Origin of the sequence: Mitsuaria sp. GD03876, assembly GCF_029840635.1 — a bacterium.
Classification (GTDB): domain Bacteria; phylum Pseudomonadota; class Gammaproteobacteria; order Burkholderiales; family Burkholderiaceae_C; genus Roseateles.
On record NZ_JAOCCU010000016.1, the window covers coordinates 79,706 to 96,893 of the forward strand.

At 69.0% G+C, this 17,188-nt stretch carries 18 protein-coding genes; 9 read left to right on the forward strand and 9 right to left on the reverse strand.

Annotated features, from left to right (window positions below):
- Positions 1 to 14: 14 nt before the first annotated feature.
- Positions 15 to 518 (reverse strand): GNAT family N-acetyltransferase, encoded by a 504-nt coding sequence (locus N5D62_RS12325; protein ID WP_279758107.1) that lies wholly within the window; start codon positions 516 to 518, stop codon positions 15 to 17.
- A 212-nt stretch (positions 519 to 730) separates the two neighbouring features.
- Between N5D62_RS12325 and N5D62_RS12330 the strand changes: the two genes are divergently transcribed.
- Together N5D62_RS12330 and N5D62_RS12335 are read left to right on the forward strand one after the other, a co-directional pair.
- Complete coding sequence (locus N5D62_RS12330; protein WP_279758108.1) at positions 731 to 1,462, forward strand: PEP-CTERM sorting domain-containing protein; 732 nt, start codon at positions 731 to 733, stop codon at positions 1,460 to 1,462.
- A gap of 98 nt (positions 1,463 to 1,560) precedes the next feature.
- Positions 1,561 to 2,490 carry an alpha/beta hydrolase gene (locus N5D62_RS12335; RefSeq protein ID WP_279758109.1) on the forward strand — a complete coding sequence of 310 codons (930 nt, stop codon included), beginning with the start codon at positions 1,561 to 1,563 and terminating at the stop codon, positions 2,488 to 2,490.
- 12 nt (positions 2,491 to 2,502) lie between these two features.
- On the opposite strand, the gene N5D62_RS12340 is transcribed toward N5D62_RS12335, so the two are convergent.
- From N5D62_RS12340 to N5D62_RS12350, 3 genes are all read right to left on the reverse strand, one after another.
- Positions 2,503 to 3,735, reverse strand: a complete 1,233-nt coding sequence (locus N5D62_RS12340; RefSeq protein ID WP_279758110.1) for an MFS transporter — start codon at positions 3,733 to 3,735, stop codon at positions 2,503 to 2,505.
- Positions 3,736 to 3,847: 112 nt separating this feature from the next.
- A complete protein-coding gene (locus tag N5D62_RS12345; protein ID WP_279758111.1) occupies positions 3,848 to 4,039 on the reverse strand; it encodes a helix-turn-helix domain-containing protein in 192 nt (63 codons plus the stop codon).
- Between the two features lie 3 nt (positions 4,040 to 4,042).
- A complete protein-coding gene (locus N5D62_RS12350; RefSeq protein WP_279758112.1) occupies positions 4,043 to 4,537 on the reverse strand; it encodes a thioesterase family protein in 495 nt (164 codons plus the stop codon).
- Between the two features lie 175 nt (positions 4,538 to 4,712).
- Between N5D62_RS12350 and N5D62_RS12355 the strand changes: the two genes are divergently transcribed.
- Positions 4,713 to 5,591, forward strand: coding sequence for a plasmid replication/partition related protein (locus N5D62_RS12355; RefSeq protein ID WP_279758113.1), 879 nt, complete (start codon positions 4,713 to 4,715; stop codon positions 5,589 to 5,591).
- A 215-nt stretch (positions 5,592 to 5,806) separates the two neighbouring features.
- On the opposite strand, the gene N5D62_RS12360 is transcribed toward N5D62_RS12355, so the two are convergent.
- A complete protein-coding gene (locus N5D62_RS12360; protein WP_279758161.1) occupies positions 5,807 to 6,127 on the reverse strand; it encodes a DUF4212 domain-containing protein in 321 nt (106 codons plus the stop codon).
- Between the two features lie 146 nt (positions 6,128 to 6,273).
- Between N5D62_RS12360 and prfB the strand changes: the two genes are divergently transcribed.
- From prfB to N5D62_RS12375, 3 genes are all read left to right on the forward strand, one after another.
- Positions 6,274 to 7,378 (forward strand): peptide chain release factor 2 gene (prfB, locus tag N5D62_RS12365; protein WP_279758114.1). Its coding sequence is split into 2 segments (ribosomal slippage): positions 6,274 to 6,354 and positions 6,356 to 7,378, totalling 1,104 coding nucleotides; the frame shifts between segments, so codons are not numbered across the junction.
- A gap of 77 nt (positions 7,379 to 7,455) precedes the next feature.
- Positions 7,456 to 10,209 carry an aminopeptidase N gene (pepN, locus tag N5D62_RS12370; protein ID WP_279758115.1) on the forward strand — a complete coding sequence of 918 codons (2,754 nt, stop codon included), beginning with the start codon at positions 7,456 to 7,458 and terminating at the stop codon, positions 10,207 to 10,209.
- The gene (locus tag N5D62_RS12375) at positions 10,206 to 11,219 is read left to right on the forward strand and encodes a class 1 fructose-bisphosphatase (protein ID WP_279758116.1); all 1,014 of its coding nucleotides are present in this window, start codon (positions 10,206 to 10,208) and stop codon (positions 11,217 to 11,219) included. Before pepN ends, N5D62_RS12375 begins: the two co-directional genes overlap by 4 nt.
- A gap of 111 nt (positions 11,220 to 11,330) precedes the next feature.
- On the opposite strand, the gene aspS is transcribed toward N5D62_RS12375, so the two are convergent.
- The 4 genes from aspS to N5D62_RS12395 form a co-directional block, all read right to left on the reverse strand.
- On the reverse strand, positions 11,331 to 13,139 hold the full coding sequence (gene aspS, locus N5D62_RS12380) for an aspartate--tRNA ligase (protein ID WP_279758117.1): 1,809 nt from the start codon (positions 13,137 to 13,139) through the stop codon (positions 11,331 to 11,333).
- A gap of 146 nt (positions 13,140 to 13,285) precedes the next feature.
- The gene (locus N5D62_RS12385) at positions 13,286 to 13,960 is read right to left on the reverse strand and encodes a DUF502 domain-containing protein (RefSeq protein WP_279758118.1); all 675 of its coding nucleotides are present in this window, start codon (positions 13,958 to 13,960) and stop codon (positions 13,286 to 13,288) included.
- 22 nt (positions 13,961 to 13,982) lie between these two features.
- Positions 13,983 to 14,336: an FmdB family zinc ribbon protein gene (locus N5D62_RS12390; RefSeq protein WP_279758119.1), complete on the reverse strand. Its 354-nt coding sequence runs from the start codon at positions 14,334 to 14,336 to the stop codon at positions 13,983 to 13,985.
- 49 nt (positions 14,337 to 14,385) lie between these two features.
- Positions 14,386 to 15,831, reverse strand: a complete 1,446-nt coding sequence (locus N5D62_RS12395) for a sodium:solute symporter family protein (RefSeq protein ID WP_279758120.1) — start codon at positions 15,829 to 15,831, stop codon at positions 14,386 to 14,388.
- Between the two features lie 194 nt (positions 15,832 to 16,025).
- Here N5D62_RS12395 and N5D62_RS12400 point away from each other — a divergent pair, with 194 nt between their 5' ends.
- The 3 genes from N5D62_RS12400 to N5D62_RS12410 all read left to right on the forward strand — a co-directional run bounded on the left by N5D62_RS12400 (position 16,026) and on the right by N5D62_RS12410 (position 17,188).
- Positions 16,026 to 16,223: a hypothetical protein gene (locus tag N5D62_RS12400; protein WP_279758121.1), complete on the forward strand. Its 198-nt coding sequence runs from the start codon at positions 16,026 to 16,028 to the stop codon at positions 16,221 to 16,223.
- A gap of 69 nt (positions 16,224 to 16,292) precedes the next feature.
- Entirely contained in the window at positions 16,293 to 16,553 is a 261-nt protein-coding gene (locus N5D62_RS12405) for a hypothetical protein (RefSeq protein WP_279758122.1), read from the forward strand.
- Between the two features lie 83 nt (positions 16,554 to 16,636).
- Complete coding sequence (locus tag N5D62_RS12410; protein WP_279758123.1) at positions 16,637 to 17,188, forward strand: hypothetical protein; 552 nt, start codon at positions 16,637 to 16,639, stop codon at positions 17,186 to 17,188.

Consider the following 17,188-nt stretch of genomic DNA (forward strand, 5'->3'; position numbering starts at 1 on the left):
CGGAGGCCGGCCTCTCAGCCCTTGAACTTCGCCAGCGCGTCGCCGGCGAGGCGGCACAGGCGCCAGTCCGGCATGATCGTCGCGCCCATCTTTTCGTAGAAGCGGATGGCGGGCTCGTTCCAGTCGAGCACGCACCATTCGAAGCGGCCGTAGTCGCGCTCGATGGCGATCTGCGCGAGCCGCGTCAGGAAACGCTTGCCCAGCCCGGCGCCGCGATGCGCGGGCTGCACGTACAGGTCCTCGAGGTACATCCCGGGCTTGCCCAGGAAGGTCGAGAAGTTGGTGAAGGTCAGCGCGAAGGCGACGACGGCGCCGCTGTCGTGCTCGGCGACCAGGGCCTCGCAGACCGGGCGCTCGCCGAAGAGATGCGGAAGCAGCTTCTCGGGCGTCACGTCCATCAGGTGCGACAGGTGCTCGAAATCGGCGAGCTCGCCGATCAGGCCGACGATGGCGCCGAGGTCGTCGGGGCGCGCGGGACGGAGGGTGTAGGCGTCAGGGGTCGCGTCAGGGGTCGTCATGGGGCACTCGAAGGGCAAGGGACGGAAGCGGCGCCGGCATCGGGGCGCCGGGCCGGGGCCAGGCCGGGGTCAGGCCATGCCCGCGCCGGATTGTCGCCAACGCCGAGTGCAGCCATCCTCAAGCTTGAGGACGCGATTCGACAACTAGGGATTCGCCGATCGGGCGCGATGCGAAGACTCGCGGGTTTCGCACCACGCTTCGAAAGGGAGTCATGACCAAGCACCTCCGGAACAAGTCCCTCGTCGCCGCCCTGTGCCTGGGCGCGGCCGCGGCGGCCCAGGCCCTGCCGCTGACCAACGGCGACTTCGAGAACGGCCTGGCCGGCTGGTACTCGCGCGGCTGGACCGACCTCGGTCCCGGCGGCTCCAACACCGCCATCGTCGACGCGGCCTCGCCGTACGCGCCGATCAGCGGCTCGTCGGCCATGATCGTCGCGGTCTCCGGCAATCCGCTGGGCCCGAACTGGACCTGCGCGCAGGACGTCTGGAACCTCGCCTGCCCGCTGCCGATGCCGTTTACCGCGCCGGGGGCGGGCCTGCCCACCTACACGTTCTCGGTGCTGCCCGCGGTGTTCCACTACGGCGCCTTCCTGGCCCGGGACCTCACCGTCGCCGCCGGCGACACGCTGAACTGGGACTGGCGGGCCTACGGCGAGCTGGCCGTCGACCCGTTCTACGACAACGGCTGGTTCTACGCGACCAACGGCGACATCGTCGAGCGCGTGGCGCTGCGCGAGGGCGGGCATGCCTACACCTTCTCGCAGGGCGGCCTGTGGTCGGTGTACTTCGGCGTCGGCCAGAGCGAGGACAGCGAGATCTGGAGCGCCGTCATGCTGGACAACGTGTCGCTCGAGGCCGCGCAGAACGTGCCGGAGCCCACGAGCGTGCTGCTCGGCCTGGCCGGGCTGGCGGCGCTGGGCGTGTCGCGGCGCAAGCGGGCCTGAGGGGCGAGCGTCGAGGCGAGCGCCACGTCGAGGCCGCGAGGCCTCGCTGTCTCCATGGCGAAAGCCTCGAACGGGGCGCGGCACTACAGTCGCGCCCCATGAGCACCGCCCCGCGCCCCGCCGAGTCTTCCGCGTACGCCGTCCGCCGCCCGCATCGCAGCGCGTTCATGACGCTGCGCGGCCTGCGCCATCACGTGCTGCGCTGGGGCCCCGAGCCCGATGGCCAGCGGCCGCTGCTGGTGATGGTCCACGGCTGGATGGACGTCGGCGCGTCGTTCCAGTTCATGGTCGACGCCTTCGACGAGGACCGCAGCGTCGTCGCGATCGACTGGCGCGGCTTCGGCCTCACCGACGGCAACGGCGGCGATGCGTACTGGTTCCCCGACTACCTCGGCGACCTCGACGCGCTGCTCGACGCCGTCAGCCCGGACGCGCCCGTGGACCTGCTCGGCCACAGCATGGGCGGCAACATCGCGATGACCTACGCCGGCGTGCGCCCGCAACGGCTGCGCAAGCTGGTGAACCTCGAGGGCTTCGGCCTGCCGGAGACCACGCCCGAGATGGCGCCCGCGCGGCTGGCGAGCTGGCTCGACGAGCTGAAGGAGGCGCAGAGCCTCAAGACCTACGACAGCGTCGACGGCGTCGCCCAGCGGCTGATGAAGACCAACCCGCGGCTGAGCGCGGCCAAGGCCGCGTGGCTCGCGCCCCACTGGTCGCGCCAGGGCGACGACGGACGCTGGCACATCCTGGGCGACCCGGCGCACAAGCGGACCAATCCGGTGCTGTACCGCAAGGCGGAGGCGCTGGCCTGCTGGTCGCGCATCGCGGCGCCGACGCTGTGGGTCGAGGGCAGCGAGACCAAGCTCTCGCAATGGTGGGGCGACCGCTATCCGCGCGAGGACTTCGAGGCGCGGCTCGGCGTCGTGAAGGACCTCCGGCGCGTCACGCTGCAGCAGGCGGCGCACATGATGCACCACGACCAGCCCGAGGCGCTGGCGAGCGCGGTGCAGGACTTCCTCGAGGCCTGACGCGCGCGCCGCTCAACCCGCGGCGGCGGGTCCGCCCCGGTAGCGCCAGAACGTCGGCAGCAGGAAGCCCGTGGCCACCACGCCGATCGCGCACACCAGCCCGCCGACCCAGATGGCGCTGAACACCCCGATGGCATCGGCGCTGAAGCCGGCCCGGGCGTTGCCGATCAGCGGACCGGCGAGGTAGCTGATCATCTCGATGCCGGCGAGCCGGCCGCGCAGGTGATTGGGGATCGTCTCGTTCCAGATCGTGCCGCGGAAGACCCCGCTGACCATGTCCGCCGCGCCGGCCACCGCCAGGCAGGCCATCGCCCACCACAGGGTCGGCGCGAAGCCCAGCGCGACGGTGCCCAGCGCCCAGACCGCCGCGGCGATCACGACCGCGCGGCCATGCCGGCTCACGCGGCCGGTCCAGCCGCTGAAGACCGCGATGGCCAGCGCGCCGATCGACATCGACGACAGCAGCCAGCCGACGGACTCCGTCCGCCCGTAGGCCTGCGCCATCGCCGGGAAGAGCGCCACCGGGAAAGCGAACGCCATCGCGACGTTGTCGACGATGTAGGTGCCCAGCAGCTCCGGCTTGCCGCGGGCGTAGCGCACGCCCTCGGCCAGGTCGGCGAGCAGGTGCGGCGGCTCGCGGTCGCGCGGCAGGCCCGCCACCAGCGCCCGCGGCAGGCGCGCCAGCAGGAGCAGCGACAGCAGGAAGGACGCGCAGTCGAACACGTAGGCCCAGACCGCGCCGCCCGCGGCCAGCAGCGCGCCGGCGAGCGCCGGGCCGGCCACCATGCCGAAGGTGCCGCGCAGCGACGACAGCGCGGCCACGGCGGCGTACTCGTCAGGGCGCGCCGCCTTCTGCGTCAGCGCCTCCAGCGCGGGGCGATGGAAGCCGCTGGCGCCCTGCAGCAGCGCCACCAGCAGGTAGATCGCCAGCAGGCTCGGCGACGACGCGTGCGCGTTGACCAGCAGGCCGGCCACGCAGGCCGCCATGACGGCCTCCGACCCGATCAGCAGCCGCTTGCGGTCCATCCGGTCGGCCACCGCGCCGCCCAGCAGGCCGCACACCACCACCGGCCCGAGCTGCACCAGCCCCAGCAGGCCGATCTCCATGTTGGAGCCGGTCAGCTGGTACAGCTGCCAGGGCACGGCCACGTAGCTGACCATCGTGCCGAGGGCCGAGATGAACTGGCTGAGGAACAACAGGCGGAACGCCGGGTTGCGGCGAAGCGGGCCGAGGTCGATGAGCATGGGAGGCGCGACGGAGGGAGCTGTCGGAGTCCTCGACGGTATCGGGCGCGTCCATGACGCGCCGTCGATCCCGCGACGACTTCTGTCGATGGACGGACAGCATCGTCCGGGATCAGCCCCGGTCCTGACGGAAGTACTTCGACGGCGTGGTGCCGAACATCGCGTGGAAGGCGGCCACAAAGCTCGAGGTCGACTCGTAGCCGACCTCGTGGGCGCCTGGTTTCCAGTGCTCCGACAGCCCGATCACGTGGGCGACGGCGAAGGCCTTTTTCACCGACGGGCGGATGTGGCGAGTGATCGACATGGGTCAGACGCCGTCCCCTGAGCCGGTGTCGGCCACCACCGCCGCCTGATACGCCGCGACGAACTCCGGCGGCATCCGCTTCGGCCGGCCGCCGCTGATGTCGATGCACACCAGCTCCCAGCGCCCGCGCATCAGCGTGCGCCCATCCTCGGCGCGGCGCAGCTGGAACCGCCGCTCCATCGCCAGCTTGCCGTCGCCGGCCGTCAGCCACGTCCCCAGCACCAGCGCCTCGCCCTCGAAGGACGGCAGCAGGTAGTCGTAATGCCCATGCCGGATCGCCATCGCCCGGTCCAGGCGGCGGTAATCCTCGATGTCCAGGCCCAGCGCCTCGGAATGCGACCACGCCACCTGCTCGCACCACTTCACGTAGACCGCGTTGTTGGTGTGGTTCAGGCCGTCGATGTCCGCCGATTGGGGACGCACCTCCATCCGATGGGGGGAGGGATAGTCCCAGCCGTCGGACAACAGACCAGCCTGGGGCGGGATCGCTTCGCTCATCTCGGGGTGTTCCGTGGGATTTCCGACGCGGCAACCGGCGCGCGTCGACGGGGTGCGACAGCTTACCGTCGCGGATTAGGCAGAATGCCGCCCTTTTCCGGCGCCGTCCGTCGCCCGCGCGACCCGCGCGCTCCGCGCACGCCGCCCTCCCCCGCCGTCCCCGTTGCCCGTCGTCATGAACATCATCGTCACCGAAGAACTCAAGGCCTACATCGATCCCCTGACCGAGGACGAATACGCCGCGCTCGAACGCAGCATCCTCGCCGAAGGCTGCCGCGACGCGCTGGTGCTCTGGGGCGACATCCTCGTCGACGGCCACAACCGCCACGGCATCTGCACCAAGCACGGCATCCCCTTCCAGACCGTGCAGAACACGCGCTTCAAGTCGATGGAAGACGTCCACCTCTGGATGATCGACCAGCACCTGGGCCGCCGCAGCGTCTCCGACTTCCAGCGCGGCGTGCTCGCGCTGCGCAAGAAGGAAATCATGGAAGCCCGCCGGCTGGCGGTGCTCAACGATCCCGCCCCCGAGACCACCGCCGCCGCCGAGGAATCCCCGGCCAGCGCCACCGGCGCCCCGGTGCCGGACGCCCCCCCGCTCAAGAGCCGCGAAGCCATCGCCCGCGCCGCCCGCATCAGCAGCGCCACCGTCACCCAGATCGAGAAAATCCAGAAGGCCGCCGCGCCCGAGTTGGTCGCCGCCGTCAAGTCCGGCGAAGTCTCCATCAGCGCCGCCGCCGTCATCGCCGACCTGCCCGCAGAGGAACAGGCCGCCGCGGCCGCGGGGGGCAAGAAGGAACTCCGCCAGGCCGCCAAGCGCGTGCGCGACTCCAAGGTCGGAAAGAAGGCCGCCGGCGACGCGGTCGCGGAAGTCGCCGTCGCGCTGCTGGACGTGCCGACCAACGCCGATGGCGAGCTGGAGGCCGATCCCGCCGTCGCCCTGCTCCGCGCGCAGGTCGGCGCGCTGCAGGACGAGAACATCCGGCTGCGCGCCCAGGTCGCCGACCTCCAGGCGCAGCTCGCGGCGGTGAAGCAGGACGCTTCGCCCTTCTGATGTTTCTCTGCCCCCGCCCCGTCGGCTCAAGCGGGGGCGCGCCGTTCTCTGCCCTCGCCCCGTCGGCTCAAGCCGGGGTGGGGGCTCGTCATACGCTTGCAGGCGACGCAAATCCTCGCCCCCACCCCGGCTTGCGCCGACTCGCATCGAGGACTCCGTGCGCGCGCGTGCGTGCGTGCGTCCGTGCGTGCGAGCGAGGGGGTGGGCGGGGCTTCCTAGAACCCAGTGATCGGACCGGAACGGTCCTTCTCCGGACGCTTCGCTTCCAGTTCGTCGAAATACGGCACCGGGTCCTTCACGCCCGCCTCCGCCTCCCGGCGGTTCATCACGCTCGCGTAGATCACCACGATCGCGACATAGACGATCAACGCCCCCTGCGAGCCCACCCAGAAACTGAAGGGCCAACCAAAGAAATCGAAGCTCAGCGCCCGCGCGAAATAGGCCACCCCGAAGGTCACGCCAGCCCACACGAGCAACAACAGCAACGTCAACCGCCAGTTGCCGCGGCGCACCCAGCGCCGCCGGGCGCGGAAGATGCCCGACGGCGTGCCGGCGGGGTAACCCGCTTCGGTGACAGGGGGTTTCGAAGCCATCCCGCCATCTTAGGGAGCCCCCACCCGGCAGCATGAGAAAATACCCGGCTTCGGGCCCCCTGTCGGGGGCTCTTTCACTCGAACACATCATGGACATCGAGCAAATCAACGCGATCGGCACCACGCTGACCGATCTGCAAGCGCGGACCGACGCGCTAAGGGGGTACCTTTGACTACGACCGCAAATCGCTGCGGTTGAACGAAGTCAACGCCGCCCTGGAGAACCCCAACGTCTGGAACGAACCCAAGCGGGCCCAGGAACTCGGCAAGGAAAAGCGCACCCTCGAACAGGTCGTCGAGACCATCAATCACCTGACCTCGAACCTCTCCGACAACCTCGAGCTGTTCGAGATGTCCAAGGAAGAGAACGACGTCACCGGCCTGCAGACCATCGAGGACGAGTCCGCCAAGCTGACCGAGAAGGTCGAGGAACTCGAGTTCCGCCGGATGTTCAACAACCCGGCCGACCCGCTGAACTGCTTCATCGACATCCAGGCCGGCGCCGGCGGCACCGAAGCCTGCGACTGGGCCGGCATGCTGCTGCGCCAGTACCTGAAGTACTGCGAACGCAAGGGCTTCAAGGCCGAGGTCGAGGAACAGACCGACGACGAGATCGCCGGCATCAAGAGCGCCACCATCAAGGTGGAAGGCGAGTACGCCTTCGGCCTGCTGCGCTCCGAATCGGGCGTGCACCGCCTGGTCCGCAAGAGCCCCTTCGACTCCTCCGGCGGCCGCCACACCAGCTTCGCCTCGCTGTTCGTCTATCCCGAGATCGACGACTCGATCGAGATCGACATCAATCCGGCCGACGTGCGCACCGACACCTACCGCGCCTCCGGCGCCGGCGGCCAGCACATCAACAAGACCGATTCGGCCGTGCGCCTGACCCACGTGCCCACCGGCATCGTCGTGCAGTGCCAGGACAGCCGCAGCCAGCACAGCAACCGCGACGTCGCCTGGCGCCGCCTGCGCTCGCGCCTGTACGACCACGAGATGAAGAAGCGCATGGCCGAGCAGCAAAAGCTCGAGGACAGCAAGACCGACGTGGGCTGGGGCCACCAGATCCGCTCGTACGTGCTGGACCAGAGCCGCATCAAGGACCTGCGCACCAACGTCGAGATCTCCAACACCCAGAAGGTGCTGGACGGCGACCTCGACGCATTCATCACCGCCTCGCTCAAGCAAGGCGTGTAAGAGCAACACAGAGACAAACAGCCCCGGCGCACGACCCTTGAGCCCGGGGCTTCTTCATTCCTACAAGGAAGCCCGCCATGCGTGAAGGCACTGCCACCCTGATCCGCCGCGCCGACTACGTCGCGCCGATCTTCTGGATCCGCACCGTCGACCTGTGCTTCGACCTCGACCCGGCCAAGACGCTGGTCGCCAGCAAGATGCGGCTGGAACGCAATGCCGCGGTGCCGCACGGCCCGCTGCGCCTGCATGGCGAGGAACTGAACCTGCTGCGCGTGCTGATCGACGGCGAGAGCGTGTCCTTCCGCCAGGAAGGCCACGAGCTGATCATCGACAACGTGCCCGACGCGGACTTCACGCTCGAGATCCGCAACACCTGCTGCCCGGAAAAGAACACCGCGCTGTCGGGCCTGTACACCTCCGGCGGCGGCTTCTTCACGCAGTGCGAGGCCGAAGGCTTCCGCCGCATCACCTACTTCCTGGACCGCCCCGACGTGATGGCGGTCTACACGGTGACGATGCGCGCCGACAAGGCGAAGTACCCGGTGCTGCTGTCCAACGGCAACCTGGTCGAGACCGCCGAGCTCGACAACGGCCGCCACCTCGCCAAGTGGCACGACCCCTTCCCCAAGCCGAGCTACCTGTTCGCGATGGTCGCCGGCGACCTGGTCGCGCGCGAGCAGCGCATCCGCACCCGCGGCGGCAAGGACCACCTGCTGCAGGTCTACGTCCGCCAGGGCGACCTGGAGAAGACCGAACACGCGATGAACGCGCTGATCGCGTCGGTCGTGTGGGACGAGGCCCGCTTCAACCTGCCGCTGGATCTGGAACGCTTCATGGTCGTCGGCGTGTCCGACTTCAACATGGGCGCGATGGAGAACAAGGGGCTGAACATCTTCAACACCTCGGCGCTGCTGGCCTCCCCGGCCACCGCGACCGACGCGGACTTCCACCGCATCGAATCGATCGTCGCGCACGAGTACTTCCACAACTGGACCGGCAACCGCGTCACCTGCCGCGACTGGTTCCAGCTGTCGCTCAAGGAAGGCCTGACCGTCTTCCGCGACCAGGAATTCAGCCAGGACATGGCCGCCACGCCGAGCGCCCGCGCGGTCTGCCGCATCGAGGACGTGCGCGCGCTGCGCGCCCGCCAGTTCCCCGAGGACGCCGGCGCGATGGCCCATCCGGTGCGCCCCGACGAGTACGTCGAGATCAACAACTTCTACACCGCCACGGTCTACGAGAAGGGCTCGGAGGTCGTGCGCATGTACCAGACGCTGGTCGGCCGCGAGGGCTTCGCCAAGGGCATGGCCCTGTACTTCGAGCGCCATGACGGCCAGGCCGTGACCTGCGACGACTTCGCGCAGGCGATCGCGGACGCGAATCCGGGCTCGGCGCTGTCGACCCGGCTGGACACGTTCAAGCGCTGGTACGCGCAGGCCGGCACGCCGCGCCTGACCGCGCGCGGCGCCTACGACGCCGCCGCCCAGACCTTCACGCTGACGCTGCGGCAGTCGTCGCCCTCGACGCCGGGCCAGGACGGCAAGCTGCCGCAGGTGATCCCGGTCGCGCTGGGCCTGCTGTCGCGCGACGGCCAGGCGCTACCGCTGATGCTGCAGGGCGAGGACGGCGACGCCGGCACCACCGACACCGAGCGCGTGCTGGTGCTGGACCAGCCCGAGCAAACCTTCGTCTTCGTCAACGTGCCGTCCGAGCCGGTGCCGTCGCTGCTGCGCGGCTTCTCCGCGCCGGTGGTGCTGGACGACGGCCTGGGCGATGCCGAGCTGCTGGTGCTGCTCAAGCACGACACCGACGCGTTCAACCGCTGGGAAGCCTCGCAGCGCCTGGCGCTGGCGCGCATCCTGGGCGCCGTGCGCTCGGGCCAGCCGCTGGTGCTGGACGCCGCCTACCTGGACGCGATGCGCGCGGTGCTGCGCCATCCTGAACTGGACCCCGCCTTCAAGTCGCTGGCGCTGCAGCTGCCCGGCGAGGCCTACATCGCCGAGCAGCTCGAGGTCGTCGACCCGCAGGCGATCCATGCCGCGGTGGTCGCGGCGCAGACGCAGCTGGCGTCCGCCCTGCAGGCGGACTGGGCCTGGGCCTTCGACGCGCACCAGGTCACCAGCGGCTACAGCCCCGATCCGGTGCAGAGCGGCAAGCGCGCGCTGGTGAACCTGGCGCTGGCCATGCTGGTGCTGAACGCGACCCGCGGCGGCGACGGCGTGTGGCCGGGCCGCGCGTACCAGCGCTTCAAGGACGCGGCCAACATGACCGACCGCCTGGGCGCGCTGAGCGCGCTGGTGAACGCGCATGCCGAGCTGGCCGACAGCGCGCTGGCGCGCTTCCACGCCCAGTTCAAGGGCGAGGCACTGGTCATCGACAAGTGGTTCGCGCTGCAGGGCCGCGCCGCCGAGATCGACGGCAAGACCTTCGCCAAGGTCAAGCAGCTGATGAAGCACCCCGACTTCACGCTGAAGAACCCGAACCGCGCGCGCAGCCTGGTCTTCGCGCTGGCGATGTTCAACCCGGCGGCGTTCCACCGCGCGGACGCGGCGGGCTACGTGTTCTGGGCCGAGCAGGTGCTGGCGCTGGACGCGATCAACCCGCAGGTCGCCGGCCGCCTGGCCCGCGTGATGGACCGCTGGACCGCGCTGGCGCAGCCGTACCGCGGCGCCGCGCGCGAGGCCATCGCCCGCGTGGCCGCCAAGCCGGACCTGTCCAACGACGTGCGCGAAATCGTCGAGCGCGCGCTGGCCCTGGATCCGCGGCCGGTGGCCGCGGCGGAGCCGGCCGCGTCGCAAGAAGCTTCTCAACCATCCGGAGTCGTTTCATGAGTCAACGCGTCAGCCTGACCCAATACCTCGTCGAGCAGCAGCGGCTGCACGGCCACATCCCGCAGCAGCTGCGCCTGCTGATCGAGGTGGTGGCCCGCGCCTGCAAGCGCATCGCCATCAGCGTCAACAAGGGCGCGCTGGGCGACGTGCTGGGCACCGCCGGCTCGGAGAACGTCCAGGGCGAGGTCCAGAAGAAGCTGGACATCATCGCCAACGAGGTCCTGATCGAAGCCAACGAGTGGGGCGGCCACCTGGCCGCGATGGCCTCGGAGGAGATGGAAAGCATCCACCTGGTGCCCAACCGCTTCCCGCAGGGCGAGTACCTGCTGATGTTCGATCCGCTGGACGGCTCGAGCAACATCGACGTGAACGTGTCGATCGGGACCATCTTCTCGGTGCTGAAGAAACCCGAGGGCAGCAAGGGCGTCAGCGAGGACGACTTCCTGCAGCCGGGCTCGGCGCAGGCCGCCGCCGGCTACTGCGTCTACGGACCGCAGACGACGCTGGTGCTGACCGTCGGCGACGGCGTGGCGATGTTCACGCTGGACCGCGAGCAGGGCTCGTGGGTGCTGACCGCCGACGACGTGAAGATCCCCGCGGACACCAAGGAGTTCGCGATCAACATGTCCAACATGCGGCACTGGGACGCGCCGGTGAAGCGCTACATCGACGAGTGCCTGGCCGGCACGACCGGTCCGCGCGGCAAGGACTTCAACATGCGCTGGATCGCGTCGATGGTGGCGGACGTGCACCGCATCCTGACGCGCGGCGGGATCTTCATGTACCCCTGGGACCAGCGCGAGCCCAACAAGGCCGGCAAGCTGCGCCTGATGTACGAGGCCAACCCGATGGCCTTCCTGGTCGAGCAGGCCGGCGGCGCCGCGACGAACGCCAGGCAGCGCATCCTGGACCTGCAGCCGACCAAGCTGCATGAACGCGTCGCCGTGGTGCTGGGCTCGAAGAACGAGGTCGAGCGCGTGACGCAGTACCACCTGGACGCGGCGAAGTAAGCCTCGCGCCCAGGAAAAACGCCCCGGCGGAGCGATCCGCCGGGGCGTTTGTCATTGGCGGGGCGCCGCCGCCTGGGCGGCGCCTCGGCGCTTCCGCGCTTCAGGCCCTGTTCAGGCCTTGTCGGCCGCAGGCGCAGCGCCGCCCGGGTTGCGCAGGCGGATGTGCAACTCGCGCAGCTGCTTCTCGTCGACGAAGGACGGCGCGCCGGTCAGCAGGCACTGCGCGCGCTGGGTCTTCGGGAAGGCGATGACGTCGCGGATCGACTCGGCCTTGGTCATCAGCGTGACCAGGCGGTCCAGGCCGAAGGCCAGGCCGCCGTGCGGCGGGGCGCCGTACTGCAGCGCGTCCAGCAGGAAGCCGAACTTCACGCGCTGTTCCTCCGGGGAGATGTTCAGCGCCTCGAAGACCTTGGCCTGCACGTCGGCGCGGTGGATCCGCACCGAGCCGCCGCCCAGCTCCCAGCCGTTGAGCACCATGTCGTAGGCCTTGGCCACGCACTTGCCGGGGTCGGTGACCATCAGGTCCTCATGGCCGTCCTTGGGCGCGGTGAACGGGTGGTGCACGGCGGCCCAGCGCTTGTTTTCCTCGTCTTCCTCGAACATCGGGAAGTCGACGACCCACAGCGGCGCCCACTTGTCCTCGAACAGGCCCGAGGTCTTGCCGAACTCGCTGTGGCCGATCTTCAGGCGCAGCCCGCCGATCGCGTCGTTGACGACCTTGGCCTTGTCCGCGCCGAAGAAGATCAGGTCGCCGTCCTGCGCGCCGGTGCGCGCCAGGATGTCCGCCACCGCCTTGTCGTGCAGGTTCTTCACGATCGGCGACTGCAGGCCCTCGCGGCCCTTGGCCGTCTCGTTGACCTTGATCCAGGCCAGGCCCTTGGCGCCGTAGATCTTCACGAACTCGGTGTAGCTGTCGATCTCGCCGCGGCTCATCGACGCACCGCCCGGCACGCGCAGCGCCACCACGCGGCCGCCCGGCGTCGTCGCCGGACCGGAGAAGACCTTGAAGTCCACGTCGCCCATCACGTCGGTCAGCTCGGTGAACTCGAGCTTGACGCGCAGGTCCGGCTTGTCCGAGCCGAAACGGTGCATCGCCTCGGCGTACTTCATCACCGGGTAGTCGCCCAGTTCGACGTCCAGCGCCTTGCGGAAGACGTGGCGGATCATGCCCTCGAACATCGCGCGGATCTCTTCCTCGTTCAGGAACGAGGTCTCGATGTCGATCTGCGTGAATTCGGGCTGGCGGTCGGCGCGCAGGTCCTCGTCGCGGAAGCACTTGGTGATCTGGTAGTAGCGGTCGAAACCGGCCACCATCAGCAGCTGCTTGAACAGCTGCGGCGACTGCGGCAGCGCGAAGAACATGCCGTCATGCACCCGCGACGGGACCAGGTAGTCGCGCGCGCCCTCGGGCGTGCTCTTGGTCAGCATCGGCGTCTCGATGTCGACGAAGCCGTGCTCGTCCAGGAACTTGCGCGCCTCCATCGCCACGCGGTAGCGCAGCATCAGGTTGTTCTGCATGTACGGGCGGCGCAGGTCCAGCACGCGATGCGTCAGGCGCGTGGTCTCGGAGATGTTCTCGTCGTCCAGCGGGAAGGCCGGCGTCACCGACGGGTTCAGCACTTCCAGCTCATGGCACAGCACCTCGACCTTGCCGCTGGCGACATTGGCGTTCTGCTTGTCGGCCGGGCGCGCGCGCACCTTGCCCACGACCTTGATGCAGTACTCGCTGCGCACGCTCTCGGCCACCTTGAACATGTCGGGGCGGTCCGGGTCGCAGACGACCTGCACCAGGCCTTCGCGGTCGCGCAGTTCGATGAAGATGACGCCGCCGTGGTCGCGGCTTCGATGGGCCCAACCCATCAGGGTCACGGTCTGGTCCAGCAGCTTCTCGCTGACTTGGCCGGCATAGCAGGTACGCATGGAGTTCTCCGGAAATTCAGTGTTCGGTTCGACGCTGGCGGCGGGTCGTCGGCGCGGCGCGCGACGGGCGCGGCCAGCGGGTCAAGGGCGCTGGCGGGGTCCTTCGGACCCTCAGGACTGAGCGCTTGCCGGGGCGCCCAGCCCGGTCAATTTCGAACGGGCTCGCTCGGAAGGACGATGGCCGGCTCCCCCTGGGGAGCGACCACGCCCATCGAGATGATGTATTTGAGCGCCTCGTCGACGCTCATCGCCAAAGGCCGCAACTGCGCCCGGGGCATCATCAGGAAGAAGCCGGACGTCGGATTCGGCGTCGTCGGGACGTACAGCGACACGTGCTCGTCGGGCTCCGCGCCGCTGAGCGAGCCCAGCTGCTGGGCGACCTCGCCGCCGGGCTTGCCGGTGACGAAGGCGATCGTCCAGGAGCCCTGGTGCGGATACGGCACCAGCACCGCCTCGCGGAAGGCGTTGCCGCTGGACGAGAACAGCGTGTCCGAGACCTGCTTGACCGAGCTGTAGATGCTCTTGACGATGGGAATCTTGTAGAGCAGCCGGTCCCACTGGCGCAGCCACCACTGGCCGAAGATGTTCGCGACGAACATGCCGGTCAGCATCAGCAGCCCGACCATGACGACCACCCCCAGGCCGGGGATGTCGTGCAGCTGGCTGAGCGATTCCCGCGCGGGCGCCGGCAGCACGGCGCCGATGGCCGACAGCAGCCAGACGAAGACGCCGTCGATCATGCCCAGGACCCACAGCAGCACCCAGACGGTGATCGCCAGGGGCAGCCAGACCAGCAGGCCGGTGATGATGTACTTTCTCATTGCCTGGGTCCGGGCCTCGGCGTCAGTGGCAGGCGCAGGAGCCGCCGCAGGGGGTGCTCGAGGACGCGGAAGCGCCGGAGGCGCTGGAGGAGTCCGACGTCGAGGTCGACGTCGAGGTGGTCCCGCCGGAGGCCGCCGGGGCGTCGCCGCCGGAGGCTGGGGCGCTCGCCGGCGCCGCGGCGCCGCCGCCGGAACCGCCGCGGAAGTCCGTCACGTACCAGCCCGAGCCCTTGAGCTGGAAGCCGGCGGCGGTGACCTGCTTGGAAAAGCTCTGCGCGCCGCACGCGGGGCAGACGGTCAGCGGGGCGTCGGACAGCTTCTGCAGCACGTCTTTGGCGTGGCCGCAGTCGCCGCAGCGGTAAGCGTAGATCGGCATGTGGTGGGACTACCGGGTCAAAAACCCGAAATTATATAGAGTGACCCGCTCATGCCCCGCCGGCCAGGCGGTGGTGCGTGCCGTGGGCGTCCCGGATCGCCTGCGGGCCGAGCGAGCCGATGAGCATCCCCACCACGCCCGCCAGCAGCCCCGCCAGCTGCGCCGGGAACTGCTCGCCGGCCGGCGTCAGCAGGAACAGCAGCCAGGTGAGCACGCCCAGCGCGATCGCGAAGATCGCGCCCTGCGTGGTCGCGCGCTTCCAGTACAGGCCGAAGACCAGCGGCACGAAGGCGCCCACCAGCGTGACCTGGTAGGCGCTGGAGACCATCTCGTAGATCGACGTGCCCTGCAGCGCGATCGCGTAGGCGCACACGCAGACCGAGAACAGCAGCACCGCGATGCGCATCGTGCGCAGTTCCTGCTTGTCGGAGACGCGCGGGAAGAACTGGCGCCAGATGTTCTCGACGAAGGTGACCGACGGCGCCAGCAGCGTGGCCGAGGCGGTCGACTTCAGCGCCGACAGCAGCGCGCCAAAGAAGATCACCTGCATCACGAAGGGCATGCGGTCGATGACCAGGGTCGGGATGACCTGCTGCGGGTCCTCGGCGATCAGCTGCTTGGCCTCGTTCGGCATGATGATCAGCGCGCTGACGACGATGAACATCGGCACGAAGGCGAACAGGATGTAGCAGATGCCGCCGATGACCGGGCCGCGCGTGGCGGCCTTGACGTCCTTGGCCGACATCACCCGCTGGAACACGTCCTGCTGCGGGATCGAGCCCAGCATCATCGTGATCGCCGCGCCGAGGAAGAACACGATGTCGTGGAAGCTCGGCTCGGGCAGGAAGCGGAACATGTCCTGGCTGGACGCCAGCGCGATGACCTTGTCGGCGCCGCCGGCCATGTCTGCGGCGAAGAACGCGATGATCGACAGGCCGACCACCAGGATGATCATCTGGATGAAGTCGGTCACCGCCACCGACCACATGCCCCCGAACAGCGTGTAGGCCAGGATGGACGCGGTGCCGATCATCATGCCCACCGGGATGCTGATCGCGCCGCCCGACAGCAGCTTGAACACCAGGCCCAGCGCCGTGACCTGCGCCGCCACCCAGCCCAGGTAGGACAGGATGATGATGAAGCTGCACACCACCTCGACCACGCGGCCGTAGCGCTCGCGGTAGTAGTCGCTGATCGTCAGCAGCGTCATCCGGTAGAGCTTGGCCGCGAAGAACAGGCCCACCAGGATCAGGCAGGAGCCCGCGCCGAACGGGTCCTCGACCACGCCGTTCAGGCCGGTCTGCACGAACTTGGCCGGGATCCCGAGCACCGTCTCGGAGCCGAACCAGGTCGCGAAGGTCGTGGTGACGATCATCACCAGCGGCAGGTGCCGCCCGGCGATGGCGAAGTCCGCCGTGTTCTTCACCCGCTTGGCGGCCCACAGGCCGATCGCGATGGTGACAAGCAGGTAAAGGATGACCAGGGTCAGGAGCATGGCTGCAGGTTTCTACAGGACGGCCGGCGCGCCAGGCGCAAGACCGCGGGAGTCCGGGACACAAAAAAGCGCGCGGATTATCCCCGGAACGTCAAGACTTGCCGCCCCGGGTCCTCCCCACCCCGAGAACCCGCCTTTCCAGCCGCGCGACTGAGGGCTCCAGCGCGATCGAGCGCTTTCGAAAGGAGTTTCAGATGAGCACCAACATCTTCGGCGCCATGGCCAACGGAATGATGGACCAGGCTGTCGATGCCAGCGATCAACAGACGCAGTTCCAGGGAAAGCTGCAGCGCATGCAGAACAACCAGGACCTGGTCGAGAAGATGCAGACGGACGCCATGATCAAGAAGCACAACACGCTCGCCGAGCAGTGCAGCTCGCTTCGCATCTGACGCCCCGCAAGGCCTGAGGCGTCCAGCCTCGGGCCTCTCTCCCCCCACCTCACATAGAAAGGAAACACCATGGGCGCTTCCAGTGGTGACGTTCGTGCCGCGCATTACGAGGGCCGCTATCGCGGCCTGCAGGAAGGCGTGCAGTCCGCCGGTCAGAACTTCATGTCGCAGAACCTCATGGCCATGTCCATGCCGATGATGGGCATGGCGGCCGGCATGTTCGGCGCCGCCGCCGGCGGTCTCTTCAACGTCATGCGTGGCGGCTTCGGCATGGGTGGCTTCGGCATGGGCGGCTTCGGCATGCCGAGGTTCGGCGCCGGCTTCTACTGACCCCCAACCCCCTCGGGGCCGTCGCCCACCCGGCGACGGCCTCTTCCGCGGCCATCGCGCCGCGCCCCCATCCCCCTTGCGTCATGTCCGAACTTGCACCCGATACCGTTTCCATCCCCGAGTACATCCGTGAGAAGCGCGCCTGCATCGCGGCCTTCATGGATGCCCATCCCGAGATCTTCTCGCCGCCGACCGCCGTGGGCGCCTGGTCCGAGTTCATCGAGCAGACCGAAGCCCCCGACGAGCGCGAGGAACGCGTCCTGGACCAGGCCACCGGCCGCATCGTCCAGGTGATCCGCGCGGCCCAGGAGCGCACCGCGACCGAGGTGGGCATCCAGCAGATGCTGGACCAGGCCCGCGACGAGGGCTATGGCGAGCCCGAGGCCGACGCCCGCGTGCTGGAGATCGCCGGCGGCCCGTCCGCCGACGACGAGGAGACCGCCGCGCTGGCGCGCGGCATGTCGCTCTACAAGGACGCCGTCAAGACCGGCCTGGCCGAAGGCAACGAGCTGGCCCAGACCATCGAGGCGGCCTTCGCCGGCCTGCCGGCGGAAACGCCGTTCATGCAGGACCTGCTGGCCACCGCCAAGCGCATCGTGATGATCGACCTCGATCACGCGATGCGTCCGGCCTGA

Coding starts and splice junctions, on each gene's coding strand:
- N5D62_RS12385 (WP_279758118.1), bottom strand. CDS start 13,960: ATGAGAAAGTACATCATCACCGGCCTGCTGGTCTGGCTGCCCCTGGCG.
- N5D62_RS12345 (WP_279758111.1), bottom strand. CDS start 4,039: ATGTCGATCACTCGCCACATCCGCCCGTCGGTGAAAAAGGCCTTCGCC.
- N5D62_RS12350 (WP_279758112.1), bottom strand. CDS start 4,537: ATGAGCGAAGCGATCCCGCCCCAGGCTGGTCTGTTGTCCGACGGCTGG.
- N5D62_RS12340 (WP_279758110.1), bottom strand. CDS start 3,735: ATGCTCATCGACCTCGGCCCGCTTCGCCGCAACCCGGCGTTCCGCCTG.
- aspS (WP_279758117.1), bottom strand. CDS start 13,139: ATGCGTACCTGCTATGCCGGCCAAGTCAGCGAGAAGCTGCTGGACCAG.
- N5D62_RS12390 (WP_279758119.1), bottom strand. CDS start 14,336: ATGCCGATCTACGCTTACCGCTGCGGCGACTGCGGCCACGCCAAAGAC.
- N5D62_RS12405 (WP_279758122.1), top strand. CDS start 16,293: ATGGGCGCTTCCAGTGGTGACGTTCGTGCCGCGCATTACGAGGGCCGC.
- N5D62_RS12410 (WP_279758123.1), top strand. CDS start 16,637: ATGTCCGAACTTGCACCCGATACCGTTTCCATCCCCGAGTACATCCGT.
- N5D62_RS12325 (WP_279758107.1), bottom strand. CDS start 518: ATGACGACCCCTGACGCGACCCCTGACGCCTACACCCTCCGTCCCGCG.
- N5D62_RS12395 (WP_279758120.1), bottom strand. CDS start 15,831: ATGCTCCTGACCCTGGTCATCCTTTACCTGCTTGTCACCATCGCGATC.
- N5D62_RS12400 (WP_279758121.1), top strand. CDS start 16,026: ATGAGCACCAACATCTTCGGCGCCATGGCCAACGGAATGATGGACCAG.
- N5D62_RS12335 (WP_279758109.1), top strand. CDS start 1,561: ATGAGCACCGCCCCGCGCCCCGCCGAGTCTTCCGCGTACGCCGTCCGC.
- N5D62_RS12330 (WP_279758108.1), top strand. CDS start 731: ATGACCAAGCACCTCCGGAACAAGTCCCTCGTCGCCGCCCTGTGCCTG.
- pepN (WP_279758115.1), top strand. CDS start 7,456: ATGCGTGAAGGCACTGCCACCCTGATCCGCCGCGCCGACTACGTCGCG.
- N5D62_RS12355 (WP_279758113.1), top strand. CDS start 4,713: ATGAACATCATCGTCACCGAAGAACTCAAGGCCTACATCGATCCCCTG.
- N5D62_RS12375 (WP_279758116.1), top strand. CDS start 10,206: ATGAGTCAACGCGTCAGCCTGACCCAATACCTCGTCGAGCAGCAGCGG.